At 56.7% G+C, this 3,197-nt stretch carries 4 protein-coding genes and 1 pseudogene; all 5 read right to left on the minus strand.

What is annotated here, in order from left to right:
• A pseudogene (locus GOW98_RS25440) lies at nt 1-202 on the minus strand (IS6 family transposase); the annotation flags it as partial.
• 10 nt (nt 203-212) lie between these two features.
• Entirely contained in the window at nt 213-1,343 is a 1,131-nt protein-coding gene (locus tag GOW98_RS25445) for a transporter substrate-binding domain-containing protein (RefSeq protein WP_170337386.1), read from the minus strand.
• An 18-nt stretch (nt 1,344-1,361) separates the two neighbouring features.
• Nucleotides 1,362-2,195 carry an autotransporter outer membrane beta-barrel domain-containing protein gene (locus GOW98_RS25450; RefSeq protein ID WP_217359747.1) on the minus strand — a complete coding sequence of 278 codons (834 nt, stop codon included), beginning with the start codon at nt 2,193-2,195 and terminating at the stop codon, nt 1,362-1,364.
• Nucleotides 2,192-2,536 carry a hypothetical protein gene (locus GOW98_RS25650; protein WP_217359748.1) on the minus strand — a complete coding sequence of 115 codons (345 nt, stop codon included), beginning with the start codon at nt 2,534-2,536 and terminating at the stop codon, nt 2,192-2,194. Before GOW98_RS25650 ends, GOW98_RS25450 begins: the two co-directional genes overlap by 4 nt.
• A gap of 356 nt (nt 2,537-2,892) precedes the next feature.
• A partial coding sequence (locus GOW98_RS25460) for a neutral zinc metallopeptidase (protein ID WP_170337389.1) occupies nt 2,893-3,197 on the minus strand: 305 nt, incomplete at its 5' end.

Raw genomic sequence — 3,197 nt, forward strand, 5'->3', positions numbered from 1 at the left:
TTCGCCTGATCTCAGCGGCAAACATCGGCCCGAACCTGTTCCACCAATATCGGACGGTTTCGTGGCTAACATCGATCCCGCGCTCATGCAGCAAATCTTCGACGTTCCGAAGAGAGAGCGGGAATCGGATGTATAACATCACCGCAAGACGGATGACCTCGGGACTGGTCTTAAAGTATTTGAAGGAGGCAGGTCTGGTCATGGGCAAAAAGCTACGCAACCGCCCTGCCCCGCTCAACCAAATTTCTTCTGACAAGACCCCCGATGTATCTTAGAACTTCGGTGTCCCATGCAGGGCTTTTCCGCACCGAAAGCAAAGCGCGATTGAGAACTTCGACATATTCGCTCTCATCCTGCAAGGCGAAGGCATAGTTCTGTTCTTCGAACTCATAGGGCAGCACTTCGAGGTCCTCGAAACGACCCTGCTCTCGGCCACGTAGGATTTCATATTTCAGGGCGGGTGCATCCATGACAACCGCATCGACCTGGTCCGCATCCAGGCTGGTCACCACTTCTGACAAAGTAGCAAAGCTGCGCGCGGCGATGCCTGACCGTTGCAGATATTCCGCCGACGTTGAATCCGCCAGCGTCGCAACCTGCACATTTGCCAGATCGTCAGGCGAGCGTATTTCAGATCGGATTTGCTCCAAGGTAAAGGCACTGGCCAGTATGGCTGTGATGCTGGCGACCATGATCGTGCTGCCCACTGCCAATACGGCGGACAAAATGCGCGCTGTTGGCGTTTTGAACTCGTAGTAGCGAATGGGACCGCGGGTCACGAACAGCAGGCCAATGACCAGCGCCTCCATCACCTTCCCGCCGCGTGTTTTCATCGCATAGAGCTTTGCATTGATCTCGTGTTCGAGCAGGTAGAACACTCCGCCCACCAGTGCCGCGGCCCCCAACACGATGATGATCGCGGTCAGAATGCGCGGGCTCAGAAGGAACTGGCGAACGGAACTGAGATAGCTGGCTTTCTTGATGCCGATGGCTTTGTGCGTTTCGAAAAAGGAATGCGAGAAATCCACCCGTTCTTCGCGCTCGGGTGTGATCGAAAGACAGGAAATCCCGACAGCCGATTGTCCCGCGGCAACGCTGTCGATCATGTCTCCGAAATTCATCAGTGTAATGTCGTAGTCCAGCGCAAGCTCCCGGGCGACGCGATCCCACAGGAAGATGGCCAGGCCATCCAGCTTGTCCGCCTCTCCAATCACAAACGGCGGGCACAGCGCGGCGGCGACGGGCACGGGTCCCGAACGCTCTTGCGCCTGTGATGGTATAGGCACAAGCGCTGCAAGGATCATCAGGATCGCGGGCAAGATCAGAAAACGGCTATGTGTCATATCCTTTGCGCATCAGGGCTAAAAACTCACAGACAGAAAGATGGATGCGTCAGTTGCATCCAGATTATCTTCAAACAAACTTAGGTAGCCAAAGGAGGCTTCGGCAAAAATGGCTTCGCCCATTCTTGCGCGCACGCCCAGACGAGTCGACCAGAGCAGATCGTCCTGATCTTGCCCCACCGATGGCGCCACCAACCCCAGTTGATCGTTGTCGATCCAGTAGGTCGCCCCAAACGTGGCGAATGGTGCGACCACTCCATTCTGCGTCAAGAACGGGCGGCTGACTTCCACCTCGGGTGTCAAAGTACTGTATTGCGCGTTATCCAGTTCAACGATGATATCGCGTTGCACCCCGAGAAGTGTCCCAGACAAGTCAAAGTCTTTGGCCTCATAGTGGTAGTAGTCAAACGCAAGAGAAGGCCGGATCAGGAAATTTCCGGCCTCATATTCGCCGGTTGCCTGTAGGTTAGCCCGCCAACGCGTCCGATCAAAATCCCCGGTCAGGCCAAGAAGTGAAACCTCCGAAGACAATTGTCCAACGGTTGCCAAACCATTCAAGGTCCAGTTCTCAGCCATCCTCCATGCAAAATAGGGTCCAACGGCCCAGCCATTTGTGTCCTGTTCGAACAGGCCACCATAGGCATTTGCATCCGTATTATCAAATTCCGCTTGAACACCTAAAACAAGCGTTGGAGTCACAAGGCGGTCGATGCCCGCCGCGAAATAGCGGTCGTTTACGTCTAAATCTCGAACGCCGCGCGTGTCCTCGACTTGCGTAAAGGTGAAATCTGTCCAGACGTTCCACGGGGTCGGCGGGCCAAAATCGCGCCCTTCGGTCAGTGGAGGCTTCACAAGCGGGTCACACAGGGCCGAGTCCAGTTTGCCACTGGGATCTGTCGTGCACGGTCTTTGTCCTGTGGCTTCAGCAGAACGGTCAAAACGTGTGCTCCCTGCCGTTGGCAATACGCCCACAAATCCACCTCCTGGTATGCTGCCTCCGGGACTTCCACCAGTTCCACCACCGCCGGGGTTGCCACCCCCTCCCCCTGGGTTGCCGGGTCCACCTGGGCCACCGCCACCACCTGGTCCGCCACCGGGGCCGCCAGGGTTCCCTCCACCACCGCCCGGTGGTCGACCTGGAAGCGACCAATTCCGTTTCTGGTTCTGAGTATCAACAAGACAATCACGCCCATTCGGCGCGGCGCCAACTTCAAACAGCCGATGCACGCCGCCCGACCCGTTTGAAACAAATGGAGAAAAGGACAGATGAGGCCCGCTGCGATTTTGGCGCCAAGTATCGACGGTTGTGTTTCCCTGTGCCGCTTCCAGGCGAAAATCGCCCCGCGCGGTTGTAGACAGCCAAACGGAGGACGACTGGCCACGCGTCCGTCCAATATAGATCAATTCGCCGGACGAGCCGCATTGTTGGGCTGCAACCTCGGACCCCAGCACGCCGAAAATGGACAGCGCTGAAATTGATCCCAAGACAGGTGCAATTGTCCTGCAGACGGCTGCTATCAGTCTGGCTTTCATTTGTTTTCCTTGAAAGTCATAGATTTCTTGCTGCGAAGGTGTCGCAGCTGTTGGGGTTTCCGGATATGTACCCTCGGTAGAACCAGTTTTGCCTTTGTTCGCTGGTACCATGCGTAAAACTGTCAGGCACCACCACGCCCTGCTGGGCCCGCTGCAAGGCGTCGTCTCCGATGGCCGCAGCCGTGTTAAGCGCTTCTTCGATGTCGCCGGGTTCCAGCACCCCAAAGCGTTGATCCATGGCCCGTGCCCAGACGCCGGAGTAGCAGTCGGCCTGAAGTTCCACGCGCACGGACAAGGCATTCGCATCAGCCTGGCTGGCCT

The sequence above is a fragment of the Ruegeria arenilitoris genome, assembly GCF_013032445.1.
Classification (GTDB): domain Bacteria; phylum Pseudomonadota; class Alphaproteobacteria; order Rhodobacterales; family Rhodobacteraceae; genus Ruegeria; species Ruegeria arenilitoris_F.

Excerpts from the sequence above, each read along its gene's own strand:
- GOW98_RS25445 (WP_170337386.1), bottom strand. The coding sequence starts at position 1,343 with ATGACACATAGCCGTTTTCTGATCTTGCCCGCGATCCTGATGATCCTT.
- GOW98_RS25650 (WP_217359748.1), bottom strand. The coding sequence starts at position 2,536 with ATGGGCGTGATTGTCTTGTTGATACTCAGAACCAGAAACGGAATTGGT.